20 protein-coding genes are annotated in these 25061 nt (G+C 51.4%); 15 read left to right on the forward strand and 5 right to left on the reverse strand.

The annotated features are described in order from the left end of the window. Positions 1–129: 129 nt before the first annotated feature. Complete coding sequence (locus E3U44_RS12560; RefSeq protein WP_134358515.1) at positions 130–1818, forward strand: cation:proton antiporter; 1689 nt, start codon at positions 130–132, stop codon at positions 1816–1818. Between the two features lie 6 nt (positions 1819–1824). Here E3U44_RS12560 and E3U44_RS12565 read toward each other — a convergent pair whose 3' ends face one another. Both E3U44_RS12565 and E3U44_RS12570 read right to left on the reverse strand, forming a co-directional pair. Then, on the reverse strand, positions 1825–5100 hold the full coding sequence (locus E3U44_RS12565) for a calcium-translocating P-type ATPase, PMCA-type (RefSeq protein ID WP_134358516.1): 3276 nt from the start codon (positions 5098–5100) through the stop codon (positions 1825–1827). A gap of 28 nt (positions 5101–5128) precedes the next feature. Further along, positions 5129–6331: an NnrS family protein gene (locus tag E3U44_RS12570; RefSeq protein WP_134358517.1), complete on the reverse strand. Its 1203-nt coding sequence runs from the start codon at positions 6329–6331 to the stop codon at positions 5129–5131. Between the two features lie 151 nt (positions 6332–6482). On the opposite strand from E3U44_RS12570, the gene bfr reads away from it, so the two are divergent. Next, positions 6483–6947, forward strand: coding sequence for a bacterioferritin (bfr, locus tag E3U44_RS12575; protein ID WP_134358518.1), 465 nt, complete (start codon positions 6483–6485; stop codon positions 6945–6947). Positions 6948–7018: 71 nt separating this feature from the next. Here bfr and E3U44_RS12580 read toward each other — a convergent pair whose 3' ends face one another. After that, a complete protein-coding gene (locus tag E3U44_RS12580) occupies positions 7019–7483 on the reverse strand; it encodes an MFS transporter (protein ID WP_206054786.1) in 465 nt (154 codons plus the stop codon). Positions 7484–7799: 316 nt separating this feature from the next. Here E3U44_RS12580 and E3U44_RS12585 point away from each other — a divergent pair, with 316 nt between their 5' ends. The 7 genes from E3U44_RS12585 to E3U44_RS12615 all read left to right on the forward strand — a co-directional run bounded on the left by E3U44_RS12585 (position 7800) and on the right by E3U44_RS12615 (position 16601). Beyond that, positions 7800–8858, forward strand: a complete 1059-nt coding sequence (locus tag E3U44_RS12585) for an AI-2E family transporter (RefSeq protein WP_134358519.1) — start codon at positions 7800–7802, stop codon at positions 8856–8858. 521 nt (positions 8859–9379) lie between these two features. Then, a complete protein-coding gene (locus E3U44_RS12590; protein WP_134358520.1) occupies positions 9380–9565 on the forward strand; it encodes a hypothetical protein in 186 nt (61 codons plus the stop codon). Positions 9566–9597: 32 nt separating this feature from the next. Beyond that, positions 9598–10080: an efflux RND transporter permease subunit gene (locus E3U44_RS12595; protein WP_134358521.1), complete on the forward strand. Its 483-nt coding sequence runs from the start codon at positions 9598–9600 to the stop codon at positions 10078–10080. A gap of 124 nt (positions 10081–10204) precedes the next feature. After that, positions 10205–11560, forward strand: a complete 1356-nt coding sequence (locus tag E3U44_RS12600; protein ID WP_134358522.1) for a YfiM family lipoprotein — start codon at positions 10205–10207, stop codon at positions 11558–11560. A gap of 86 nt (positions 11561–11646) precedes the next feature. Beyond that, a complete protein-coding gene (mutS, locus tag E3U44_RS12605; RefSeq protein WP_240761830.1) occupies positions 11647–14307 on the forward strand; it encodes a DNA mismatch repair protein MutS in 2661 nt (886 codons plus the stop codon). After that, positions 14304–15884 carry a DNA mismatch repair endonuclease MutL gene (gene mutL / locus E3U44_RS12610; RefSeq protein ID WP_134358524.1) on the forward strand — a complete coding sequence of 527 codons (1581 nt, stop codon included), beginning with the start codon at positions 14304–14306 and terminating at the stop codon, positions 15882–15884. Before mutS ends, mutL begins: the two co-directional genes overlap by 4 nt. A gap of 432 nt (positions 15885–16316) precedes the next feature. Next, a complete protein-coding gene (locus E3U44_RS12615) occupies positions 16317–16601 on the forward strand; it encodes a DUF4242 domain-containing protein (RefSeq protein WP_134358525.1) in 285 nt (94 codons plus the stop codon). An 83-nt stretch (positions 16602–16684) separates the two neighbouring features. Here E3U44_RS12615 and E3U44_RS12620 read toward each other — a convergent pair whose 3' ends face one another. After that, the gene (locus E3U44_RS12620; protein ID WP_134358526.1) at positions 16685–17029 is read right to left on the reverse strand and encodes a hypothetical protein; all 345 of its coding nucleotides are present in this window, start codon (positions 17027–17029) and stop codon (positions 16685–16687) included. A 197-nt stretch (positions 17030–17226) separates the two neighbouring features. Between E3U44_RS12620 and E3U44_RS12625 the strand changes: the two genes are divergently transcribed. Continuing rightward, positions 17227–18048, forward strand: a complete 822-nt coding sequence (locus tag E3U44_RS12625) for an MBL fold metallo-hydrolase (RefSeq protein WP_206054787.1) — start codon at positions 17227–17229, stop codon at positions 18046–18048. A 17-nt stretch (positions 18049–18065) separates the two neighbouring features. Here E3U44_RS12625 and E3U44_RS12630 read toward each other — a convergent pair whose 3' ends face one another. Then, the gene (locus E3U44_RS12630; protein WP_134358527.1) at positions 18066–18467 is read right to left on the reverse strand and encodes a cupin domain-containing protein; all 402 of its coding nucleotides are present in this window, start codon (positions 18465–18467) and stop codon (positions 18066–18068) included. Positions 18468–19269: 802 nt separating this feature from the next. Here E3U44_RS12630 and E3U44_RS20075 point away from each other — a divergent pair. Genes E3U44_RS20075 through cas7c form a run of 5 tightly spaced genes read left to right on the forward strand, consistent with a single transcriptional unit; the run spans position 19270 to position 25058 of the window. Beyond that, the gene (locus E3U44_RS20075) at positions 19270–20379 is read left to right on the forward strand and encodes a CRISPR-associated endonuclease Cas3'' (RefSeq protein WP_240761438.1); all 1110 of its coding nucleotides are present in this window, start codon (positions 19270–19272) and stop codon (positions 20377–20379) included. A 26-nt stretch (positions 20380–20405) separates the two neighbouring features. After that, positions 20406–21467, forward strand: a complete 1062-nt coding sequence (locus tag E3U44_RS20080; protein ID WP_240761440.1) for a CRISPR-associated helicase/endonuclease Cas3 — start codon at positions 20406–20408, stop codon at positions 21465–21467. A gap of 56 nt (positions 21468–21523) precedes the next feature. Continuing rightward, entirely contained in the window at positions 21524–22201 is a 678-nt protein-coding gene (gene cas5c, locus E3U44_RS12640) for a type I-C CRISPR-associated protein Cas5c (RefSeq protein ID WP_134358528.1), read from the forward strand. Continuing rightward, positions 22198–23946, forward strand: a complete 1749-nt coding sequence (gene cas8c / locus E3U44_RS12645) for a type I-C CRISPR-associated protein Cas8c/Csd1 (protein ID WP_134358529.1) — start codon at positions 22198–22200, stop codon at positions 23944–23946. Before cas5c ends, cas8c begins: the two co-directional genes overlap by 4 nt. 14 nt (positions 23947–23960) lie before the next feature. Then, positions 23961–25058 (forward strand): type I-C CRISPR-associated protein Cas7/Csd2, encoded by a 1098-nt coding sequence (gene cas7c / locus E3U44_RS12650; protein WP_134358530.1) that lies wholly within the window; start codon positions 23961–23963, stop codon positions 25056–25058. Positions 25059–25061: the final 3 nt, after the last annotated feature.

Raw genomic sequence — 25061 nt, forward strand, 5'->3', positions numbered from 1 at the left:
GGCCACAGCCGTGCCCGCCGGTTGCTTATCGATAGAGCCCATGAAGGCAAGATAAGTCTCTCAGTGGTGGTATCTGCCACCATGACCTTTTGCTCGAGGCTATTTCCGCATAGTGAGGAGAAGCCGTAGATGGTGCCGTTTGAAAATGTTTTTTATGAGATTGGTGCTCTGCTGGGGGTAGCTGCCGCGGGCGGCGTTTTGGCAATCCTTCTGCGCCAGCCGCTGATCGTCTCTTTTATTGCCGTTGGCATTATAGTAGGACCCACGGGTTTTGGATGGGTGGTTGCCAGTGATCAAGTGGATTTGCTTGCCAAGCTGGGGATCGCCCTGTTGCTGTTCGTAGTCGGACTAAAGCTTGATCCGCATATCATCCGGACAATGGGGCCGGTAGCGCTGGCAACGGGACTTGGCCAGGTTGTATTCACTTCGGTAGTGGGCTATCTCATCGCCCTCGCTTTGGGGATGGCGCCGGTGTCTGCGCTCTATGTGGCCGTGGCGCTCACTTTCTCCAGTACCATTATCATCGTCAAATTGTTATCGGATAAGCGGGAGGTGGACTCTCTGCATGGTCGGATCGCTATCGGCTTTCTTATCGTGCAGGATATCGTGGTGGTGCTGGTGATGATTGGCTTGACGGCTTTTGGTCAGGCGAGTGATGCGCTCAGCCTGGGCCGGGAGGCATTGCTAGTGTTCGCCAAGGGAGCGGCAATGCTGGCAGTCATCGGCTTGCTGATGCGCTATGTTTTGCCACTGTCCTTGCCCCGGTTGGCGCGTTCATCAGAGCTACTCGTGCTTTTCTCCATCGCCTGGGCAATACTGGGAGCGTCAGCGGGGGATACCCTAGGCTTTAGCAAAGAGGTTGGGGCCTTTCTGGCCGGGGTATCGATCGCCTCTACTCCATACCGCGAACTGGTTGCCGCGCGTCTTGTCAGCTTGCGAGATTTCCTGCTGCTGTTTTTTTTTATCGACCTTGGTGCGAGCCTGAATATGAGCACTTTGGGAGCCCACTTGGAGGCGTCCGCGGTGTTCTCGTTTTTTGTACTGATCGGCAACCCCTTCATTGTTATGGCCATCATGGGAGCGATGGGCTATCGCAAACGCACCGGTTTTCTCGCGGGTCTCACCGTGGCCCAGATCAGTGAATTCTCGCTGATCCTGGGCGCTTTGGGGCTCAAACTGGGTCATATCGACCAGGAGACGATGGGGCTTATCACCCTGGTGGGTTTGATCACCATCAGTCTCTCTACTTATATGATTCTTTATTCTCACCCCCTGTACGAACGATTGGCTCCTTGGTTAGGAATATTTGAGCGTAAAGTGGCTCACCGCGAAGAGGATGCGGGAGGGACAGCAATCCATGGCAATACGTACGCGCTGCTCTTTGGCTTGGGACGTTTTGGCGCGGGGATTGCCCAGATCCTGCAGCAGCGCGGCTGCCGAGTGCTTGCGGTGGATTTCGACCCCGATTTGGTGCGCCGGCATGCTGGCGAAGGGTATATGACTCGGTATGGGGATGCCGAAGACCCCGAATTCGTCGCCTCCCTGCCCCTTGAGCGGGTGCCCTGGGTTGTCAGCACCGTGCGGGAGAAGAGCGTGAACCGGACCCTATTGCACACGCTACGCCAGCAAGGTTTTCGGGGCCGAGTGGCAGTGGCTGCCAATGGCCAGCACGAAGCTGAGATGTTTCGGCGCGAGGGCGCGGATCTCGTCCTCGTGCCCTATTTCGAGGCGGCCAGAGAGGCTGCTGACCACCTGCTGGAGTCTGGCACCGTAGGAAGCCACCCAGACGACAGCACAAAGAACTCGATGGGTGCGTGACTCTCTTCATGAATTTGAGTTCTTGGGGAGGAGGGGAAGAGTCAGCTCCATGCCTGGGGTGATGACATTCGGGTTTTTGATCTTGTCCCGATTGGCTTCATAGATAAGCGGCCATTGGTTGGGATCGCCGTAGGCGCGTGCCGCGATCTGGGAGAGGGTATCGCCTGGCTGGACAACCACAGTCTTTGCCGCGGGGGACACTTCGGCCTGTTCCGGCGCTTCCCGGGTGGGGGGCTGAGGGGCCACATCAGGCCTTTCCGGTGCTTCCTGCTCTTCCTCCGGCCGCGGTATTTGCGCCGTTTCAGGCGGCTGGGGAGCAGGCGTCGGCGTCCTCTCAGAAGGTGTTTTTACTTTCGGAGACGGCATGTCCGGCAGGGGTTCGGCAGGTAAGGGCGTCTGTCTTTCAGCTTCTGCCACCACCCTGGCTTGTTCTTTCTCTCCCTCGCGTTGAACCCATACCCAACTGCCTACCCCGACGCCGAGCAGCAGAACAATAAGCGCCGCTGGCCACACTCCCCAGGACTTAAACCGCTCAAAGGCTGGCACAGGCGCTTTAACTCTCCGGGGCGGGGCCTTTTCTTCCCTTCGCTTTAACTGCATGAAGAACTTGCGTGCTTCTTCCAAAAGCAAAACACTCGCCGCTATGGCGAAAGCTAAGCCCCAATCTTGGAGGGACAGGTCGGTGGTGTGAAATATGGCCTGGGCAGGCTCCCAGTGTACCACCACCCCTTGGAGAACTATTACCGCCAGCAACGCTAACCAGAGCTTACTGTTTCTGAAGAACTGCCGGGTGAAGGCGGAGCCCACTTCCACACGGGCATTAAAAACATTAAAAAATTGAAATAGCACGAAGGTGGTAAAGGCCAGCGTTAGCGCGTATTCTGATCCCTCTGGCAAGCTATAATAAAACATGCCCAGTGTTCCGATGGCCATGATGGCGCCATAAAAGAGTAACCGCCGCAATCGCCCCAGGGTCAATATGGGCATGCCCCGGCGGCGGGGTGCCTCGTCCATGAGATTAGGCCGGGGAGGCTCGACGCCCAGACTCATGGCTGGAGGACCGTCCATGATGATATTGATCCAAAGGATCTGGATAGCCGTAAAGGGAGTCGGTAGGCCCAGTAGCGGGGCACTGGCTACCGTGAGGATGGCACCGATATTGGTTGAGAGCTGAAAGCGCACGAATTTAACAATATTGTCGTAGATGGTGCGCCCTTCCTTGACCGCCCCCACGATGGTGGCGAAATTGTCATCCGTCAGTACCATGGTCGCTGCCTCTTTGGTCACCTCAGTGCCGGTGACACCCATGGCCACGCCGATGTCGGCGTTCTTCAGTGCGGGGGCATCGTTTACTCCATCGCCGGTCATGGCCACCACGTGGCCATGAGCCTTGAGTGCCTGGATGATTTTGACTTTGTGCTCGGGAGCCACGCGGGCAAAGACCGCCACCTGTTTAATGCGCTCAGCGAGTTGCCCCACATCAATCTGATCCAGCTCAGTGCCCGTGATTACCTCACCGCTAAGATTTAACTCTTGGGCAATAGCGCCTGCAGTGGCTTTGTGATCGCCGGTAATCATCTTCACCGTAATCCCCGCCCGGTGGCATAGCTGAATGGCATCACGGGCCTCGGGACGAGGCGGGTCGATGATACCGACCAGACCGATGAAGGTGAGGTCCTGGACATAGGTCATCAGATCTTGGCCTGGCGCAAAGTCCTGCATTGGCAGGCGGCGGGAAGCGATGGCTAGCACCCGCATGGCCTGGGCGGCTAAAGCCTCATTTTCTGCGTTTAGCTGATTGCGCGTGTTTTCGGTTAGTGGCGTCTCGCCTTCTACTTTTAACCAGCGGGCGGAGCGCTCGAGCAGCACATCTGGAGCCCCTTTGACCAACAGATGCACCTGATTGCCTTCCTGATGGAAGGTGGCCATCAGCTTGGTGGCCGAATCGAAGGGGATTTCGGCGATGCGCGGCAGGCGTCTTGTCAGGGTTTCTGCCTCAATGCCGCCTTTGGCAGCTAGCACCAGCAGCGCCCCCTCGGTGGGATCACCAATGAGCTGATCTGCCTGTAGCCGACTATCGTTGCAGAGGGCGGCAGGTATCAGCAGGGGGGTTAAATCAAGCAGAGATTGGGAATCGCGCGCGGCGATTTGGCCGGCGGTGGAATAGCCTTCGCCACTGACGGTAAAAGACTGTCCCTGGAAGAACACCGCACGTGCCGTCATCTGATTGAGGGTGAGGGTCCCCGTTTTATCCGAGCAGATCACCGTCGTGGAGCCCAAAGTCTCCACTGCTGCCAGCCGCTTGATAATGGCGCGGTGCTTGGCCATGCGATGCATCCCCAGGGCCAGCGTCACGGTCACCACCGCCGGCAATCCCTCAGGGATTGCCGCCACCGCCAGGGCGATAGAAGTCATGATGGTGTCTACCAGGGGTTGATCGCGCAGCAGGCCAAGCACAAAGATCAGGCTTACTACGCCGCCGGCAATAATGGCAAGCCGCCGACCGAGCTGATCAAGCTGTATCTGTAAGGGGGTGGGGTTTTCCTCGGCCTCCTCCAACATCCCGGTGAGCCGCCCCATCTCGGTGGCCATGCCGGTAGCGGTCACCAATAGTTCCAATCGCCCACGGGTCACCACGGTGTTCATATACGCCATGTTGATCCGTTCCGCCAAGGGGATATCGGCGGGCGCAAGGGCCTCTGCGGTCTTGGCCACGGTCTGAGACTCTCCAGTCAGGGTGGCTTCATTGATTTCTAAGCTATGGGCGGCCATGATCCGTCCATCGGCGGGAACACGGTCGCCGGCTTCGAGGAGTACCCTGTCGCCGGGCACCAACTCCTCGGCAGGGATCTCTTGGATCTGATTATTACGCCGTACCCGCGCGGTCTGGGCCAGCATTTTCTTCAAGGCGGCCAGGGTGGCTTCGGCGCGGTGTTCTTGATAAAAGCCAAGTAAAGCATTGAAGAGCACTACGACCAGAATAACCACCGCATCCTTAAGATCGCCAACCGCCCCTGCTAGCCCCGCAGCGCCCAGTAGCACCATCACCAGCAGACTCTTGAACTGCTCCTGAAACAACCTCCAGGCTGAACGCCCCGGCTTTTCCCGGAGGCGATTGGGGCCATATTGTTCCAGGCGCGCCGCTACAGCGGCACTGCTAAGCCCGGCTTTGGGGTCAACCTGCAGATGCTTTGCCGCCTCGCTGGCCGATAGGGTATGCCAAGGCAAATCGCCTGGGTCATCCTGCGAGCGGTCCATTCCCCCAAGAGGCTGGGTCATCATTCTTAATCCTTTCGTGCCAATAGGAGTTTTATCCTGGACGCCCATCTACCCTCGGTCGCCATAAAATAGCGGTATAGCGGAATAGAAAAAGCCCAAAAGCGGCAATCCAGAGACCGCCGGAAAGCAGCAAAACAGCCATTATATGGGCGGGCAGCAGTAGCGGACCCCCGATCCGGACAATAGCCCCTAGCGTAAGCAATAAATAAGCCCAGGTCATCCCTGGGGGCAATTCCAGCCGCCGTCCCGTATGACCGAGGGCAACACGGGACATCATCCCTAGAATAAGGGTGCCCATGGCGCCGACCGTCAACAGATGGATAACAATGCTACGGTAGTTCCCCGGCAGGTAGGCATCCAACCCTTTGGCTATTAGTCCGGCGCAGATCCATAAATACCCCAGGTGGAGTACCCAGAGAAGAGGCCGTGATAAGGTTTTGTGCCCGCCCCAGCCGAGCAGGCGCGCCAGGTTGAGTCCCCCTGCTGCCAGGGCGATGACGCCGGTCAGTGCGCCTATGCCAGTGAGCGCTTCTATAATTAAAAGTACGGCGACAGAGCCGATAGCCAGGCGATCGAGCCAGGAAAATTGACGGATATGGGTTTGAGGAAGGGCATTGCGAGTGAAAAAAGGAATCACCCGACCGCCAATGATTACCATTAATAGGGTAATGACATTGACTGTGGCTTGCAGGGCCGGTGCTAGGGCTGAGGGAAAATAACCTGCACCGCCTAGGTGAACGAGTAAATTGCAACTTGCCAAAATTCCCAATATTCCAATGAGGGGAATACTGCGGGTATTCCCCGCAGCGATGATAGGTCGGGCGATAAAAAACATCAGGCAGGGAATGAAGGCCATATCCATGGTGATGACGGCGAGGGGAGGCAACGTATTTCCCAAAAGCATGGCGGCCCGTCCTACTAACCATAATAGGACAAGAAGAAGTAAAGAAGGCCCAGTAGCCGTGGGGTGCCCGGTCCAGTTCTGGACTGCAGTCAAAAGAAATCCCGCAATAATGGCGGAGACAAAGCCAAATAACATCTCATGGGCATGCCAATAGGGAAGGGGAAAGTACCCATTGAGGTGCCACTGGCCCTCTAATAGCAATAACCATAAAAGCATCCAGATACTACTCATCAAAGCTCCAAGCCAGAAAAAGGGCCGGAATCCGGTACCTAGAAAACTCCACCGGGGGCGTCGAAAAACAATATTAGTCATAGGAGTGGATGAAGACATAAACTTTTAGCTCCTGCAAATAACAGGCGAAATAAGAACTATTCTTTATTCTATTTAACTGGTTGTAATAAAAAGAAAAATTGACAATTCCTTAGTATTTCGCTAGGGTATTTTTCAGGCCATCATACAACACCAGCAAGGAGTATGCATCATGAAGGGCGATAAAAAGGTCATAAGCTATCTCAACAAGGTGCTGACCAATGAGTTAACGGCTATCAACCAGTACTTTCTCCATGCCCGCATGTATAAAAATTGGGGTCTTGGAAAACTCAATGAATATGAGTACGAGGCCTCCATTGATGAAATGAAACATGCCGATCAGCTGATTGAGCGAATCTTATTTCTTGAAGGGCTCCCTAATCTTCAGGAGCTAGGCAAACTTTTGATTGGGGAGGCCCCCAAAGAGATGCTGGAATGCGATCTCAAGCTGGAGAAGGAAATGTTGCCGTTGCTCAGGGAGGCCATTGCCTATTGTGAAAAGCAGAGCGACTATGTTTCCCGGGAACTGTTTGGAGAGATCCTAGACAGCGAAGAAGAGCATATTGATTGGTTGGAGACTCAGCTAGAGCTTATGGAGAAAGTGGGATTGCAAAATTACCTACAATCTCAGATGTAGATCTCCTCGAAATTTTTCCGAAAATCACCCATCCCGGTAATGCTGGGATGGGTGACCCTCCACTTCAATGCCTAGAAGGTTGGGGGGGAGAATCGTGGGTTTTTTATGCCGAGTATTAGAATCACAACGGCGATAAATCCCGGTATCACCGCTACCCAAAACTCCAGCCGAATGTCGCCTGCGAAGAGCACCATGGGCATTATTGCCAGCAGGGGGCCGGTAAATGCCCCCACCGTAGCAAGAGATTGTCGCAACCCGTAGCTCGCTCCCCGGAGGCGCAAAGGTGCAATTTCTCCTATTAAGGCGTCCCGAGGGGCTCCTCGAATACCTTTCCCTACTCGGTCAATAAAGCGGGTGGTGAATACCCAGCCTACGGATCCGGCGAGCGGGAACAAGATTTTAGAAAAGGCAGCTAGACTATAACCCATGACGGTCAGCGGCTTCCGCTTGCCCAGATAATCACTTAGGGCTCCCGAGAATACTGGGGTGGTGGAAGCTGTGGCTTCGGCGATACCTTCGATGATACCCACTGACACTGCGCTTGCCCCCAGCACTGAAACCAAAAAAATACGGGCAGCAGGCTATGAATAAGCTCTGAGGAGGTGTCCATAAACAGGCTGACCAGCCCCAGTGCCCAAATGCTTCTGGGAAGGGCGGCTAGACCAGAAGGAGGGGAAGGCTCTATTGGGGGGGATTGGTTGCCCCTGTTTGAAGATGAAAAGTTCTAAACTCAGAGGGCTATTTAAATAACTAAAGAATAGTAAAAATATAGTCGCGGCATTAATCCTGGAGAACACTTCTTGGGAAGATTATGCAATTGGAAATCTCGCATTTTGGCAGGTGGGGCTGGTGATGAGGGATAAAAATTATAAAGGGCAGTATTTTCGTATCACGGTGCCGCAAATTTTTATGGTAGTCGGGATTACTGCCGCTGTTGCCGGCACGCTACTTTTTTTGTGGTACGCGATACCTGTCCTACTACTTGTCTTTGCGGGTATTTTATTGGCAATTTTTTTACAGGGTTTGAGTGGTTGGATCGCCCGACATACTTTTCTTTCCTATGGTTGGTCATTGACCTTCGTAGTGCTTGATCTGGCGACTATTTTTTTAGTGAGTCTATCGTTGATCGCTCCTGAGGTTGCCGATCAAGCGTATCATCTCTCACAACAACTGCCTGAAGCATTACAGCGTCTTAAGCAATATTTCGCACAGTATACCTGGGGCCAAGAACTCCTTGCGCTGATAGGCAAGGATTTAATGCCTAGCAGAGAATTTATGTTGACTCAGGCGAGTAATATTTTTTCCTCTACATTAGATGTCCTGTTCAGTTTTATTATCATTTTGTTTATCGGTCTTTATGGCGCTGCGCAGCCACGCTTGTATGTGGATGGCATTATCCGACTTATTCCTATTCGGAAGCGGCAACGGGCTCGTATGGTTTTGCATCAAGTGGGGCAGACCCTCTTATGGTGGCTTTTTGGAAGAATGATTTCGATGACCGTTGTGGGGATGTTGACTGTGCCCGGGTTGTGGTTGCTTGGCATTCCCAATATTTTAACGCTTGGCCTACTTGCAGGTCTTTTGACTTTTATTCCTTATGTTGGTCCTGTGCTCTCGGTTGTGCCTGCTGCACTTCTTGCTTTGTTACAGAGTCCAATACAGGTTATTAATGTTTTATTGCTTTATCTTTTTTTACAATCCTTCGAGGGTTACCTACTCACTCCACTGGTACAAAAGCGCACAGTGGCAATGCCGCCAATACTTACCATTTCGGTACAAGTGTTATTCGGTACCTTGCTTGGGTTCTTTGGTCTGATGCTGGCAACCCCCCTGGTCGCGGCTTTGATGGTTTTGATACGGATGCTTTATGTCGAGGATATATTGGGTAATTCGGGCAAAAATAAATTGTAAAAATTAGGTTTTTTCTTAATTAGGCACAACCAGTCAGGTTTTTTGTCCCTTCCTTGACAAAAGTTTAGCCCCCTGTCGGTATCAATTTTTTATGCGCTAGGGTGACATCCCTTACATGAAAAAAGGGCGATGATGATTTTTGTTTTTGCCCTATCGATTGCGTGAAATGCCTGATTTGAATTTATTCTGACAGGCGCATTTTATGTTAACAATTTGTTTTAATTGATAAAATTTATTTGGCATGAATTGTGATTACTTTATAAACTGTACTTATCCTCTCTCCCTTTAATTTGTTATGGAAAACAATTTTTAATTCTTGCTGCGGCACAAGGAAGTGCCGCTGTTTTTTCTGTCCATCTAGAATAAAAAACTGACCAATGGTGGATGCGCTGCGCTTATCCACCCTACCCCTGTTATTGCAAAGGAGTAGTCCGGATTAAGCCTCCCGTATTCGGCGGCACAATCTTTCGTTATCTATCAACGAGGTGTTTCCTCTCGCCAGTCCGCAGCGAATCAGCGTGATGGCTTACTATCCCGGTGCCGGCTCCGAGGAATTCGAGGAACGGCTGTGTAGCTATCTCAGTGAAAGTTTTGAAGTATTCCTGGAGCGAGTCGACAGCGTGGAGCCAGGGGACAGGGAAGTTCCCATAAACCTTTTTTTCAGGGAGGAAAAACGGGTTTGCGGAACACCACCAGCTCGCTCCTAAAATACCTCATAGATAAAGAAATTATTAAAAAGGTGCACATACTGACAGCCAAAAACGCAACCTCCATCAGTCGGATGATTGGCGACGAGTTCACCGCCAAAATCGTTCAGGAAGAACGGTATCAACAAGCGCACCGACAGGCGCTGGCCGATCTGAACGCAGGCTTTCATTTCGGCGGTAAGGGTATTCAATCGAGAAACGCGCTACTAGATCGTATCCATCGCAATGAAGCCACCGAGGAGCATCGATTACCCGCCTTGTTGCAGGCCGGGCAAGTGCGCTTTCGGCCCATTCTGCTGACCACCTTGACCACTTTCCTGGGACTGATGCCGATTTTGTGGGAACAAGGGGCGGAAGCCGAGCGGGTGATCCCCCTGGCGGTGACCTTGGCCTTTGGCGTTTTGTTTTCGACTCTGGTGACCTTAATGCTGGTGCCGGTGGGCTATTTAATCTTCGCGGATATCCAAAGGGGGATAAGGCGCTGGGGCAAAATGGGGTTGCCCTTGATTTTATGAGTGGGATGGAAAATTGTCATTTTAATTGGTAATGGTCAGAGTATCCTGGATACCGTAATAGGCAATTCCCCCATCTCATCGGCTATCCTTACAGCTTTATCCGAGGGACCTAACCCTTGTTGCAATGCTCGGATGGGAGGTAGTCATCGCTGTGGGGAAATTTTTAAAACGTCTTCTTTGGTTGCTTCTCTTAGGTTTGCTTCTGCTACCTGTTGTCGCGCTTTTTTGGGTGATTGAAGATCAGCCTGTCAGCCGTCAAGTGTCGCCGCTCAGGGTAGCGGATGCGCATCAAGTGCACGCTTTAGCCCACCAGTTCAGTCATGCCTTATCAGCGCAGAGGGCCACGACTATCACAGCGAATGAACACGAGTTGAATAGCCTCATGGCATGGTTAGCACGGGGTATTCCCCGTTTATCCGGGCAAGCAAACATCACCCCTGCCGGACTCAATGCTGTTTTGACCCTATCGCTGCCCTCTAACTTCTTGGGTAATTACGTGAATCTGCGTGGCGGTCTGAAACCCTCGGCAACAGGGCTACAATTTACCCGAATTGCTCTAGGTCAGTTGGAGCTTAGCGGCGATATCACCTTATTCCTCCTTCGCTCCATACTCAATGTCGTCCTGGGTGATGGGCAAGGCGCTACTTTGTTGGGGGCAGTGCGAGGGGTAGTCTTCAGAGAGAAAGAAATGACCCTGTATCTCCGCTCGACGCCGGAGGTAAAGGCCCAATTGGCCCAACTCGCCGGCAGGCTAAAACAGATCCGTGACAGGGTAGCGCTGTTTGGTGATCCGGACATTATCCGGATTTACTACGCTAAATTGGCTGAAATCCAACAAAGGAATCCGGTCCGCGAGCCGGTTTCATTGGCCCAGTATATAGGAGCACTGTTTCAGCTTGCCCGTGAGCGTTCTCGGATTGGAGAGGCCGCAGCAGAGAATCAAGCCGCCATCTTGGCACTTGCCATCTACTTTGGCGATGCCCGCTTAGAGCGGCTAACCGGTCCGGTGCGAACCGGAGTGCTTCGTACCTATCTTCCCCAAAGGGGGCGGGTGCACTTGGCGAACCGTCGCGATTTAATGTTGCATTTTATTCTTTCGGCTGCCCTGAAGATCGCTGCCGATAAGGGGATGGCAATGGCCATTGGGGAACTCAAAGAGTTGCTAGATGCTGCTTCAGGAGGGAGCGGTTATAGTTTTGTGGATTTGGCTGCCGATCGGGCTGGGATTCGCTTTGCCGAACAGGCCACTGATCCTTCGGGAGGGGCCGAGCAGTTGCAGAAACAGTTAGCTGGAAACACGGATGAAGGGGTTTTTTTTCCGAAAATAGCTGGATTGCCTGAGGGATTGACTAAACAGCAATTTACGGACCAGTTCCCTACTGTGGAAAGTCCAGCCTACCAAGCGATGGTTGAAGAGATTGATCGTCGCATTGGGAGTTTACCTGCCTATGCCAATAGAGAGAGACAGAAAAATACTTAATTATTGAGAAAACTAAGTTATCCAACGATTGGACCCTTTCTAGGGTCTATGTCAGACTAAAAGTGTTCACTTTTTTTACGGTGAAAATGGTGGAGCAAGGCAAAGGTAGGAAAAACACTCAAACGGCACAGCAACCCCCTGAAACCGATATGATGGCCCAGTATCGTGGGATCAAAGCGCACTACCAGGACGCATTGCTGTTCTTTCGTTTTGGTGATTTCTACGAGATGTTTTATGAGGATGCAGCGCTGGCTTCGCGGGAGTTGGATATCGTCCTGACCTCGCGGCCCCAGGCCAAAAATAGCGAACGGGTCCCCATGTGTGGGGTACCTTGCCACCGTTTGGAAACCTATGTGGCCCGCTTGATCGGAAAGGGCCATAAAGTCGCCATCTGTGAGCAGCTAGAGGGAGTCAGCAAAGGCAAGGGATTGATTCAACGGGAAGTGATCCGAGTGGTAACGCCAGGCACCTTCTTTGAGGCCGAGCGCCAGGAAGGGGCCTTGGCGGCGCTGCGCTTTGAAGGGGAGCAGATAGGGATGGCTTTGTTGCAGCTTGCCACGGGTGAGTTTCTCCTATTGGAGGTCAGCCGGGAAGAGTTGCCGGGGGTGTTGAGCCGGTTTCGACCCCAGGAAATTCTTCTCCAACAGGGAGAGAAGCTAGAATTCGTGACCCATTATCAGCCCTTTATTGCCGAGCGACCTGCCGAAGCCTTTATTCCAGAACAGGCACTGACCCTTTTAGTCGACCATTTTGGCCGTGAAGCCATTGATTCTCTAGGGCCTACTGCACAACAGGGGCTGGTGGCAGCGGGGGTGTTGCTGGATTATGTAAAAGCAACTCAAATGGGTTTCTTGCCCCATTTGCAAGTCCCCAAATTGGAGAGCCGGGATCAGTTTGTCTTTTTGGATGCCCAAACCCAAAGAAATTTGGAATTGGTGGAGAACATCTACCAAGGCACGGAGGAAGGCACCCTGTTGGCTATTCTGGATCGTACCCGGACCAGCATGGGGCGGCGTCGCCTCAAACGGTGGCTTCTCCACCCCTTGCGGGCAGTGACTCCTATTCAGGAGCGCCAAGGGGCTGTGGCTGAGTTGGTGTTAAAGTCTCCCTTGCGGACCAGACTGCAGAAAGCCTTATCCCAAGTCCTGGATTTGGAACGGCTGACTTCACGCATTACCTCGGCAGTGGCCAATCCCCGGGATCTAGCCGCTCTGAGAACCTCATTGGCACCATTGCCTCTCATCTATGATCTGCTAAGCGCTACTCCCATCCCGTTACTTTACCGGCTGGGTGGCAAGCTAGATATGTTGGAGGATATTCACGCCGAGATCCAACGGGTCCTGGTGGACGAGCCCAAGGTGACGGTGAAAGAGGGCGGACTGATTCGCCCTGGGGTGTGTGCCGAGTTGGACGAGTTCCATGCCTTGGGGCATGAGGGAACGGGCTGGCTGGCTAATTATGAGCAACAGGAGCGGGAGCGCACCCAAATCGGGAACCTTAAAGTGGGGTTCAATAAAGTCTTTGGCTACTATATTGAAATCACCAAGTCCAATCTAGGAGCGGTTCCTCCGGATTATCAGCGCCGCCAGACCTTAGCCAATGCAGAGCGCTTTATTACCGACCCACTTAAGTCATTTGAACAGCAAACCTTACTGGCCCTGGAGCGGGCCAAAGAATTAGAATACCAGCGCTTTGTGGAACTGCGGGATCAAGTGGCCAGCCAGGCCGCCCGCCTACGTCAAACCGCTGAAGTTTTAGGCACCTTGGATGGATTAGCTTCCTTAGGAGAGGTGGCCGCCAGCCAAGGCTGGGTGAAACCGGAAGTGAGCGAAGGCCATCACCTGATGATTACGGAAGGCCGTCATCCGGTGGTGGAGTCCTTGAGAGGCGAATTTGTGCCCAATGATCTCCATTTGGGCCAAGACACCTCTTTTCTCATCTTAACTGGCCCCAATGCGGCCGGTAAGAGCACCTATGCCCGCCAGGCGGCTATTTTGGTGTTGTTAGCCCAAATAGGGAGCTTTGTCCCGGCGGAAACTGCCCGCATTGGCGTGGTGGACCGTATCTTCACCCGGGTCGGGGCAGCGGACTTCCTTGCTCGGGGGTTGTCCACTTTTATGATGGAGATGATGGAAACCGCCAATATTCTCCGCTACGCCACCCCTAACAGTCTGGTGATCCTGGATGAAGTGGGGCGGGGTACGGGTACCTCCGATGGGCAAGCGATTGCCCAGGCGGTGGCGGAAATATTGGCTCAGGAAATCAAAGCCAGAACCTTATTTACTACCCATTATCATCAATTGGCAGCGTTGGCGGATCGCATTCCCAGCATGGCCAATGCCCGTCTGGCAGTCCGGGAAGAGCAAGAGGAAGTTTCTTTTCTCTACAAAGTGGTTCCTGGAGCGGCCCCGAAGAGTTATGGCATTTATGTGGCCAAGTTGGCAGGCTTGCCCCCTGCTGTGGTCCAGCGGGCAAGCGAACTATTGACCCAACTGGAGCAGGAAAAAACCGTTTCTCTCGCCGGCAACGCCAGTGCGGAGGTCAGGGAAGTTCCCCGCCCTTCCGGCTGGCCTAGACAGGAGGCTTTAGTGATCCGCTTGTTGGAGCTTGACCCTCTGCGCACGACCCCTTTGGAGGCCCTGGAACTGCTGACGGAACTCAAGCATTTAGCCCAGTTCACTTCCCGCTCAGAAGGGGTGGAAGCTGCCCCGGTAATGCCCTTTTCTAAGCAGTCCGGTAAAGGATGACTATCCGCCTTCTTTCGCCCCAAGTCCAACAGTGCATCGCCGCAGGCGAGGTGGTGGCGCGCCCCGCCAGTGTGTTGAAAGAGCTCATGGAAAATGCCCTAGATGCAGGGGCTGAAACGGTGCGGGTCAAGGTGCAGGAGGGGGGGCGGCGTCTCATTCAGGTAATCGACGATGGTTCAGGCCTGGCAGCCACTGACGTACCCCTGGCTTTTGAACGTTTTGCCACCAGCAAAATCGTTCAAGTGGAAGATTTAGCAGCGGTGCGATCCTTTGGTTTTCGCGGTGAGGCCCTGGGGAGTATTGCCTCAGTGTCCCGGCTACGTTTTCTGAGCCGGAAAAAGGGAACATTGTTGGGCACTGAGGCGCGCTTGGAAAGCGGGCGGATGCTCTCTTTGCAGGAAATGGGGGCGCCGGTGGGAACACGGGTAGAAGTATGGGATCTATTTTATAATACCCCTGCCCGGCAAAAATTCCTCCGTAGTCTGCGGACCGAATACGGCCATATCCTCAACGCCTTTACCCGCTTTGCTTTGGCTTTTCCCGAGAAGCACTTTACGCTTACGATGGATGGCCGAGAGCTGCACGTCCTGCCTCCGGCTACTCGGGTAGACCGGATCACGACGCTATTGGGTCAACAGGCCGCTGCCCACCTAGAGGAATTCCATGCCACAGGTTCCTGGGGGCGGCTAGGGGGCTTTGTGATCGCTACTGAAACCCGGGTGCGAAGTCCCCTTTATCTCTTTGTTAACTGCCGCCCGGTGCGTAATGTCGCCCTTTATCGTGCTATTCGGGATGGACTTCAGGAAGCGGGCAGCACCGTACTCTTGTTTCTTGACATTCATCCTTCCCAAGTAGATGTCAACGTGCATCCGGCCAAAGCTGAGGTGCGCTTCCGTGATGAGCAAGCCCTTTATGAACAGCTTCGATTCGCCCTCAAGCAACGAACTTTACCGTGGCAAACACAAAATGAACGGGTGGCGGAAGAGGAATCAGCCTATGGAACATCCCAGGGCTTTCGTCTCTTGGGGCAGGTGGAGAATACTTTTCTGGTCACCCTGGCCGAAGGCCAGATCTACCTTTTGGATCAGCATGCAGCCGAAGAACGGGTTCTTTATGAACGGCTGCAACAGGGAAAAGTTCAACGCCGTGAGCTGGTTGCCCCCCAGGTGGTCACCCTTTCTCTGGAAGAACGAGCCTTTGTAGAGGACCACCGGGAAGCCCTTGAGTCCTGTGGATTTATCGTCGAGCCTCTAGGTCCCCAAGCCTTGGCCCTGCGGGCTATTCCTGATTTTCTTTCGCCCCCCCAATCGGGCCTTATTTTCTCTCGCCTTTTACCCCGGGTGCGCAGTCAGAGGGAAGATTTCCAGCAAGCCTTATCCTGTCTGGGGGCCATTAAGGCCGGAGAATCTCTTGCTCCTGAAGCTCAGGAGCGGTTGCTGAATGCCTGGATCCAGACCGAACATCCCCATGCCTGTGCCCATAATCGGCCCGTGTATTTTCGCCTTTCCTTAGATGAAGTTCGGCGCAAAGTAGGCAGGACGGGCTTGAGCTGCGAGTTCGACACCCCTTCCGGATAAAGAGTAATCTCCCTATTTTTCCCTGCCGGGAGGTGGTGTTCCGCAACCCCGTTTTTCTTCCCTGAAAAAGGGTTTGATGCGCGCCCTCCCTGGCGCGCCCCCTGAGGGGCCTCCTCCGGATGTCCCGATTCGCTCCCGGCAAATCGGTGTGGGGGCTTTCCTGTCCCCTAGCTCCACGTCACCGGCTCGCTCCAAGAATACTTCAAAACTTTCACTGAGATACGTATGGCAGTATCCCTGCAACTTTAGGAGGGGTTGTCTAGGCAAGGAAACGACTATGATTAATAGTGGAGGATACCCCCATTCGTATTTGTAAAGAATAGCAAAAATGGCAATCTCTGCTCAAAGTTCTGATATTTAATAGCCGCTGCTTGGGTCCTATTTCTCAAGGGGCGGAAACATCAAATCTTCTGTGGAGAAAGGAGTAAACTCATGAATACCTATATGATCCGTCGCCGAAGCGCCTGGAAGACGCCCCAGGAACTAGAAGAAGCAGCTAGCCGCTCAAAGCAAGTTGGGAATGAAGAAATGCCCGACCAGGTGCGCTGGATCCGATCCTATGTGGTAGAGGAAGAGGATGGTCAGCTCGGTACGGTATGTATCTATCAGGCCACCGACCCTGAAGCGATCCGGGAGCATGCCAAGCGTGCTAGCTTGCAGGCCGATGAAATTACCCCTATTGCTGAGACCGTAGTGGTCCGGGAAGATCCAGCATAAGGGATCAAGACCTTATAGGGGGCCTGATCCCTCTTGCTTGAGCTACTCAGGGGCGCTTCGCGCCTCTGAGGTAGGCTCCACGTTTAGCTTTTTTTCTCCTTTTCTTTTCGCAGCATCCTTGGCAGAAAGCTTAGAAACAGGAGGTAGACAAATAGAAACCACACAATAGTATGAAGCGGAATCCAGGGGATCTGCCACGTTTCAATCATTGCTCTTGCGGCTTCCAATTCATCTTTTTTTATAAATTCACTAAGCGCTATGAGCGCTCTCATCATAGCCGTATTCCAGATGCTCAGGCTGATGTAGGTTATGAAAATAAAAATGGAGAGTGGATTAAACAACCGCTCATATTTCTCAGGGCGCTTGTAGGCAAAATAGGTGAGACCTACAATTACGATCGCTATCAATATATAAATGAATATGTCCATATTTTATAAAACCTATGATATGGTTATGGTTTTTTGTCAAAGAGGGCGAAGATTTAACGTTTAATCATCCCTTTTCTCAGTTTGTTTATCAGCTCTCAAGCGATTGGCACCGATTTTCTTTGAGTTCGGCGATTTTAAAGCAGCATTACCCTGAGCGTCGAGAGATCGCAGCAATATTTTTATCATAGGCTAAAAAAGTGATTACTATTCATCACCTTAATTGCGGGACAATGTGCCCCTTTGGGGGCCGTTTCATTGATGGCTTTAGCTGGGGGTTGACGGCAAAATTAGTTTGCCACTGCTTAGTCATTGAGACTAATGTGGGTCTCGTGCTTGTTGATACCGGTTTTGGCCTTCAAGACATCAGGGTAACTCATCATCGGTTAGATCGAATCTTTTTAAAACTCATTGGGATTCAACTCCAAGAGGAGCAGACAGCTTTACGCCAGATTGAAAAACTCGGCTTTAAGCGCCAGGACGTACGGCATATTATTTTGACTCACTTGGATTTTGACCACGCTGGAGGCATCACAGATTTTCCTGAAGCCCAAATTCATGTGCTGGGTTCAGAGCTTGAAGCTGCCCGCCACCCTCATAATTTCCTGGCTAGGCAGCGGTATCGTTCTCAACAGTGGAGCTTAGAAAAAAACTGGGTTACTTATTCTTTCAGTGGAGAAAAATGGTTTGGCTTTGAGAGTGTGAGAAACCTTAAATCTCTTCCTCCTGAAATTCTGCTTGTTCCTCTTGCAGGACATACGAGGGGACATACGGGAGTGGCTATCAAAGCCAAAGATGGGTGGGTATTACATGCTGGAGATGCTTACTTTTTTAGAGGTGAGATGGACCCCGAAAAGTACCACTGTACGTTTGGGCTTCGCCTTTTTCAGAGAATAATGGAAGTCGATAGAAAATTACGTTTGGAAAATCAAGAACGTCTTCGTCAATTAATTCATGATCGCCAAGAAGTTCAGATTTTTTCTGCTCACGATGCTATTGAGTTGGAAAAGCTTAAGCTATAATGATAAAGATTTTTTCCTTAGTATAATGAATTACCATTAGGATTCCTAAAATCTTCTTCGAGACTGACATAACAACTAGTTTGAAAGGGGGGAGAGCACACAGCATAAAAGATAAGGTCAATTTGACCTGTGTTGGTGATTCGCTGGGTTGTATCTGCTGGGATTCGGACGACATCACCCTCGATGGCATCAGTTGGAGCTAAGTCACTTATTTCTACACGTCCTTGTCCAGAAATGATGATGTAACGTTCAGTTATTCCTTTTAATTTGTGCCAAGCTGTAGTTACGCCAGGCTCGACTCTTGCCCGTGAAATAGAAACATATTCATCCCCGGAATCATTTGCTGTTTCTGCAATATAGCACCGCTCCTCCGTCTTGAATTCTGTAGATAAATTGCTTTTTTTTACTTCCGGTCGCATGGTTGCCTCCCTTTAATTGCAGCTCACCTGGAGTAGATCCCCTAGATGGGATTTTATATTAGAGGCGATTCTAATAAATATCCTTTGCGATTTCTCTGAATGAAAACCTTATCTCTAGAGGATAATCTGTGAGTTCTGTGGCCCCAATCACATTATTTTTTTCCATAGTGTGGCATAAAAAACCTGCCATATAACATGGTGTTACTTCAATTTTTCATTGATGACTCCACAGCCACTAAGTAGAGATACTTGGTGGCTTTTTTTATTATAAATTTGGTAGTCGATTGATAAATATTGACTTCGAAAACTTGCCGATGAAAGCAGCTTTCTCCCCTATAAAGATAATCTTGGGCCTACAGATAACTCAACAGCCAATATCACCATAGCGCCTCCCAAGGTCCAGATAACGGCTAACCCCATCTCCCCGTAAGAAAAATTAAAAGTCCAGGCAAAACCTACCAAGGTTATTTCAAGCAGTATCAACCATAAACCCCGGGTAAAAAGATAAAAAGCCACCTCAAATTAATGTATTTGTACCCATGTAATCTCTATAGTAAAATCAACCACTTATGCAGCGCTGGAGGAAGATGGGTCCGAAGTATTGAAATAATTAAGCTTGTAAGAAAAAAATTTTTAAGTAGGGAGACTTACAAGGCTAAGAGTTTCGACGGTCTGTTGAGTTTCTGAAGCACCTAATAAAAGGAATATTTCAGCCGACTATTTATAAATAAAATAAAAAACTGCATTTTTTATAATTTTGAATAAATTGACTAGTAGGGGCAATAAGGTTTTTCTTGCTCATGTGCGTGAGACCCAGGCGGGGCACTGGGAAGAGCACGCCCTTGAAGAACACCTGCAAACTGCGGCACAGTTGGCCGATCGGTTTGCGACCCCGTTTGGAAGCGGTGATTGGGCTTATCTTGCAGGCTTGTGGCATGATCTAGGGAAATACCGCCTGGCTTTCCAACATTATATCAGAAGTGCTTCTGGCTATGATCCGGATGCGCATATCGAAGCACCCGGCAGGGTGGATCATTCCACTGTAGGAGCTCTCTATGCTTGCAAGCAGCTTGGTCCGGGTCCGGAAGGACGGATATTGGCTTACCTCATTGCCGGGCATCATGCCGGCTTGCCAGACTGGCAGAGTGTGGAAGCTGGGAGGAAAGCTTTGGCTCATCGACTTAGGCCTGAACAGCAGTCACTTCTAGATGAAACTCTTAGCCAACCGATTCCCGAGGCTATCCTGCAAGCGGATTCTCCTACTAGCCAGCCTAGGGGAAGAGATCTTGCCTTGTGGATCCGAATGCTGTTTTCCTGTTTGGTAGATGCCGATTTCCTAGACACCGAGTCGTTCATGGATGGGGATAAGACCGCTGCGCGCAGCGGTTATCCGAGCTTGAGCAAACTTTTGTTTTCCTTTGAATGCTATATAGAGGGGCTGCAAAAAGGTGCAAGCAGCACGCCCGTCAATCGATTACGGGCTGAGATTCTAAATCGTTGTCGAGGGCAGGCAATTCAGCCACCAGGGCTGTTTTCTCTAACCGTGCCTACCGGTGGAGGCAAGACTCTATCTTCTCTGGCTTTTGCTCTTCATCATGCACGGGCCTATGGCAAGCGTCGGATCATCTATGTGATCCCCTACACCAGCATTATCGAGCAGACAGCCAACGTATTTCGTCAGATCTTTGACGATGCCGTGCTGGAACATCACAGCAATTTGGACTCAGATCATGAGGATGCCCGCAGCCGACTGGCCTGCGAGAATTGGGATGCACCCATTGTCGTTACCACTTCTGTACAATTTTTGAATCCCTATTTGCCGCCCGGACCAGCCGCGTACGCAAACTGCACAATATCGTTAACAGCGTGGTGGTGCTGGATGAAGTTCAGTTGTTACCACCAGACTTTTTAAGGCCCATCCTTCATGCTATTAGGGAATTGGCTAAAAATTACCAAGCCAGCTTTATGCTTTGTACCGCCACCCAACCAGCCTTTGAGTCGCGCCAGGGATTCGATAGTTCCTTTGAAGGTTTGGAAGGGGTGCGGGAGATCATGGATGGCCCCCAGGCGCTGCATGAAGCCCTGCGCCGGGTCGAGGTGACGGTTCCCGATGATCTGCATGACAGCACTGCCTGGGAGGAATTGGCTGAAGAGCTGCAAGGTTATGATTCCGTACTGTGCATTGTGGATCGCCGGGATGACTGCCGCACATTATACTATTTAATGCCCAAAGGCACCTTCCATTTGTCTGGTCTGATGTGCGGACAACATCGATCTGAAGTGATCGCTGAGATCAAGCAGCGACTGAAGGCGGGAGAACCCGTCAGGGTAGTTAGTACCCAGTTAGTGGAGGCGGGAGTCGATGTGGATTTCCCAGTAGTTTACCGTGCTCTGGCAGGACTGGATTCCATCGCTCAGGCGGCCGGACGCTGTAATCGAGAAGGTTTATTGGAGGGCAAGGGCAAGGTAGTGGTGTTTATTCCACCGAAGCAAGCTCCCATTGGGCATCTGCGCCAAGCTCAGGACTGTGGACGGCAGATATTACAACAGCGCCCTACTGATCCCCTAGCGCCTGAGCATTTTGTCACTTATTTCCAGCAGTTGTATTGGAAAAAAGGGACAGAGGGTTTGGATCGCGAGGGTATTCTTAAGGATCTTAAACACGACGGGCAATTGCGCTTTCTTTTCAGCAGCGCCGCCGTCAAGTTCCGGCTAATCGATGAGACTCAACAAGCTCCAGTGATCGTACGTTATGGGAAGGGAGTAGATTTGATTGAACAGCTACGTCACCTTGGGCCGAAGCGTGGGCTACTGCGCAAGCTCCAGCGCTATGTGGTCAACCTGCCTCGCTACCGACACCAACAATTGCTGAATCAGTGCGATATTCAGGAAATCCATCCAGGATTGTTCTTTCAGGCTCATGATGGCTTGTACCACCAAGATCTAGGACTGCTCGGGGATGATCCTGCCTATTACGATCCTGATCAGTTAATTGTTTGAGGGATTATTGCTGATTTTTGTGTCGCTTAGACTTTCAAGATAAAGAGATCCATTTAATGAACGATGCCAGAAAAAACGCCGTTTGCCTGCGGGTCTGGGGTGACAATGCTTGTTTTACCCGCCCGGAAATGAAGGTGGAGCGAGTCTCTTATGATGTGATGACCCCTTCCGCTGCTCGAGGAATCCTTGAAGCCATTCTCTGGAAGCCCGCCATTCGGTGGCAAGTAACCCGTATTGATGTGCTCAAACCCATTCGCTGGGAATCGGTGCGACGTAATGAAGTGGAGACAGTGGTTTCCACCCGCAATGTTACGACGGCGATGAGTAGTGGCAGAGGGGAGCTTGGCCTCTATATAGAAGAGGCCCGCCAGCAACGAGCGGGGTTATTCTTGCGGGACGTGGATTATTTGATTCACGCTTGTTTTGAGCTAACCGATAAAGCTGGCCATGAGGACAATCACATAAAATTTGCCCAAATGTTCCGTCGCCGTGCAGAAAAAGGTCAATGTTTCAATCAGCCTTACTTGGGCTGCCGGGAATTTTCTGCCGCCTTCGAGCCTGTTGAGCAGGAGGAGGAATTGCCGGTGCCTATCTCTGAAAGCCGCGATTTGGGCTGGATGCTTTACGATTTGGATCATCTAAAAGCTGAGCCTAGGCCGTATTTTTTTCGGGCAATGATGGAACAGGGAACTATCCGGGTGCCCGCCTGGGATAGCTCTGAGGTGATGGGATGATCTTGCAGGCGCTCAGCGAATATTACCAGCGCAAAACCCGTGAGGGTAGTAATGAACTGCCTCCGATAGGGTTCGAGAAGAAGGAGATTCCCTTCCTAATTGTATTGGATGAAGAGGGATATTTCGTAGATTTAGAAGATACCCGAACGGGGAAGGGAAAAAAGAAAACTGGGCGGATATTTATTGTTCCTCAGGGGGAGAAGAGAACTTCAGGGATTCTGCCTAATTTATTATGGGATACTCTCGATTATGTGTTAGGCACGGTTAGTGCTGTAAAAGCTGAAAGACTTGAGGCTAACAAGCGGGAAAAGGAGCAACAACGGGCAAAGGAAAAACGGGCGGCATTTATCCAACGTATTAAAGATACCTTTCCCGAGGTGGGTGCCGATAAGGGGATAAAGGCTGTATTGGCCTTTCTGGAAAAGGGCGATTTTCAATCTTTATATAATCACTCTCTTTGGGATGAAATTAATAGGAGCACGGGTAACCTCTCCTTTCGCCTGCAAAATAGTACAGAACTTATCTGCCAACGAAATGCTGTGCGGCGGGCTATCGCCGAGTGGGTGACAGAGCGCAAGAAACAACGCCAGCGTTGTCTGGTTAGCGGTGAGGTGGACACCATCGCTCGAGTTCACCCTCCCATCAGAGGCGTTCGGGGGGCACAACCTTCGGGTGCGGATATCGTTTCTTTCAATCGGGATGCTTTCACGTCCTACGGTAAGCACCAAGGAATTAATGCACCGGTGGGCGAACGGGTTACCTTTGCCTACACTACCGCTTTGAATCATCTACTGCGCAAAGGATCGCGCCAGCGAATTCAGGTAGGGGATGCTTCCACTGTCTTTTGGGCGGCAAAGGATCATCCTTCAGAGGAGCAATTTGTAGCTTGGCTGGATCCCGACCCAGATGATCCAGATCGGGGCACAGAGGCTATTCGTGCTCTTTATGCCGCCCCTAAAAGCGGGGCCAAGCCGATTGATGAAGATGATACCCCTTTTTATGTGCTGGGCCTAGCCCCCAACGCCGCACGTATCGCCGTCCGCTTCTGGTATCCGGGCACCGTGGGCGAAGTAGCCCGGCATATACGCCAGCATTTCGATGATACCCATATCATCCATGCACCCCAGGAGCCGGAATTTCTGCCGTTATTCCGCTTGCTGAAGGCAAGCGCTTTACAGGGCAAAGTTGAAAATGTTCCTCCTAATTTGGCTGGCGATTTCATGAAGGCGATTCTGGTGGGTATGCCTTATCCGCGAACCTTGCTAGCGGCTGCTCTTCGCCGGGTTAGGGCGGAGCACCATATTACTTATCCTCGAGTTGCTTTGATTAAGGCAGTGTTAACCCGTAATGCCCGGTTATTTAATCATCCCCAACAGGAGGTCAATGTGGCTTTGGATTTGAAAAATTTGAACATCGGTTATCGGCTAGGACGATTGTTCGCCGTGCTAGAACGAGTCCAGAATCTCGCTCTCCCCAACGTTGAAGCCACTATCCGGGATCGTTTTTACAGTGCCGCTTCCTCAACGCCTAGGACGGCTTTTCCTCATCTGTTAAAGCTTAAGAACTACCACCTCGATAAGTTGGAAGAGGGACAAATCATTTGGTTGGAAAAATTGATGGGTGAAATCATGGACGGCATTGAATATTTTCCTGCCCATTTGAGTTTGGACGATCAAGGCCGCTTTACTGTGGGCTATTATCACCAACGCCAAGCATTTTTCAATAAAAAGAATTTAGATAACTAACAGGGAGAGTAATCATGAGTAATCCTATCCAGAATCGCTATGAATTTGTTTTGCTATTCGATGTACAGGACGGCAATCCCAATGGCGACCCGGATGCAGGCAATTTGCCCCGTGTGGATCCGGAAACTGGTAATGGTTTGGTGACGGATGTGTGCCTGAAGCGGAAAATTAGAAATTATGTGGCCTTTGCAAAGGGTTATGAACGCCCCTTTGATATTTATGTGAAAGAAAAGGCAGTCCTTGGTCGATCCCACTTGGAGGCTTTCAAACACTTGGATATTCAACTGGGAGAAGAGAGCAAGCTTGCTGTAAAAAAAGAATTAGAGGAAAAAATTAGAGAAGTAGAGCTTCCTGGTGGCCTTTCTTTAGTGGAAAATCAGGATGAGCTATTGGATTTGGTAGTTGCCGCTGGTATCGATAAGAAAGAAATAAAAGATTGGCTGAAAAATGCAGAATTAGATAGCGCAGTGAAAACTTTCATAAATTCTGCGGTTAAAAATTCGAAGTCACGCAAGCCCACTGGAGAGGAAGTTCAGCAGGGACGGGAGAAAATGTGCGAGTGGTTTTTTGATATTCGCACTTTCGGAGCCGTTATGAGTCTGAAGTCAGCTCCGAACTGCGGTCAGGTCCGTGGCCCGGTGCAAATGAGCTTTGCCCGTAGTGTTAGCCCTGTAGTGCCGTTGGAGCACAGCATCACCCGCATGGCGGTAGCTACTGAAGCCGAAGCGGAGAAGCAGGGTGGGGATAACCGCACTATGGGGCGCAAGTTCACCATTCCCTATGCCCTCTATCGAGGGCATGGTTATATCTCTGCCCATCTGGCCAGGCAAACGGGGTTTTCCGAAGAGGATCTGGCGCTTCTATGGGAGGCGCTGACCAATATGTTCGAGCATGATCATTCTGCCGCTCGTGGGCAAATGTCGGTGCGGGGATTGTATGTCTTTAAACATGATAACGCCCTTGGCCATGCGCCTGCGCATATGCTATTCGATGGCATCACAGTACAGCCTAGGGAAGGCGTGAATGTGCCGAGGGAATTCTCTGATTATCAAGTGACAGTGAACGATACTGGGCTTCCCCAGGGGGTAACTCTCATGCGTCAAGTGGGCTGAGCT

The organism is Nitrosococcus wardiae, assembly GCF_004421105.1.
GTDB lineage: Bacteria > Pseudomonadota > Gammaproteobacteria > Nitrosococcales > Nitrosococcaceae > Nitrosococcus > Nitrosococcus wardiae.

Coding starts and splice junctions, on each gene's coding strand:
- E3U44_RS12560 (WP_134358515.1), top strand. CDS start 130: ATGGTGCCGTTTGAAAATGTTTTTTATGAGATTGGTGCTCTGCTGGGG.
- E3U44_RS12565 (WP_134358516.1), bottom strand. CDS start 5,100: ATGATGACCCAGCCTCTTGGGGGAATGGACCGCTCGCAGGATGACCCA.
- E3U44_RS12570 (WP_134358517.1), bottom strand. CDS start 6,331: ATGTCTTCATCCACTCCTATGACTAATATTGTTTTTCGACGCCCCCGG.
- bfr (WP_134358518.1), top strand. CDS start 6,483: ATGAAGGGCGATAAAAAGGTCATAAGCTATCTCAACAAGGTGCTGACC.
- E3U44_RS12585 (WP_134358519.1), top strand. CDS start 7,800: ATGAGGGATAAAAATTATAAAGGGCAGTATTTTCGTATCACGGTGCCG.
- E3U44_RS12590 (WP_134358520.1), top strand. CDS start 9,380: ATGGCTTACTATCCCGGTGCCGGCTCCGAGGAATTCGAGGAACGGCTG.
- E3U44_RS12600 (WP_134358522.1), top strand. CDS start 10,205: ATGCTCGGATGGGAGGTAGTCATCGCTGTGGGGAAATTTTTAAAACGT.
- mutS (WP_240761830.1), top strand. CDS start 11,647: ATGGTGGAGCAAGGCAAAGGTAGGAAAAACACTCAAACGGCACAGCAA.
- mutL (WP_134358524.1), top strand. CDS start 14,304: ATGACTATCCGCCTTCTTTCGCCCCAAGTCCAACAGTGCATCGCCGCA.
- E3U44_RS12615 (WP_134358525.1), top strand. CDS start 16,317: ATGAATACCTATATGATCCGTCGCCGAAGCGCCTGGAAGACGCCCCAG.
- E3U44_RS12620 (WP_134358526.1), bottom strand. CDS start 17,029: ATGGACATATTCATTTATATATTGATAGCGATCGTAATTGTAGGTCTC.
- E3U44_RS12630 (WP_134358527.1), bottom strand. CDS start 18,467: ATGCGACCGGAAGTAAAAAAAAGCAATTTATCTACAGAATTCAAGACG.
- cas5c (WP_134358528.1), top strand. CDS start 21,524: ATGAACGATGCCAGAAAAAACGCCGTTTGCCTGCGGGTCTGGGGTGAC.
- cas8c (WP_134358529.1), top strand. CDS start 22,198: ATGATCTTGCAGGCGCTCAGCGAATATTACCAGCGCAAAACCCGTGAG.
- cas7c (WP_134358530.1), top strand. CDS start 23,961: ATGAGTAATCCTATCCAGAATCGCTATGAATTTGTTTTGCTATTCGAT.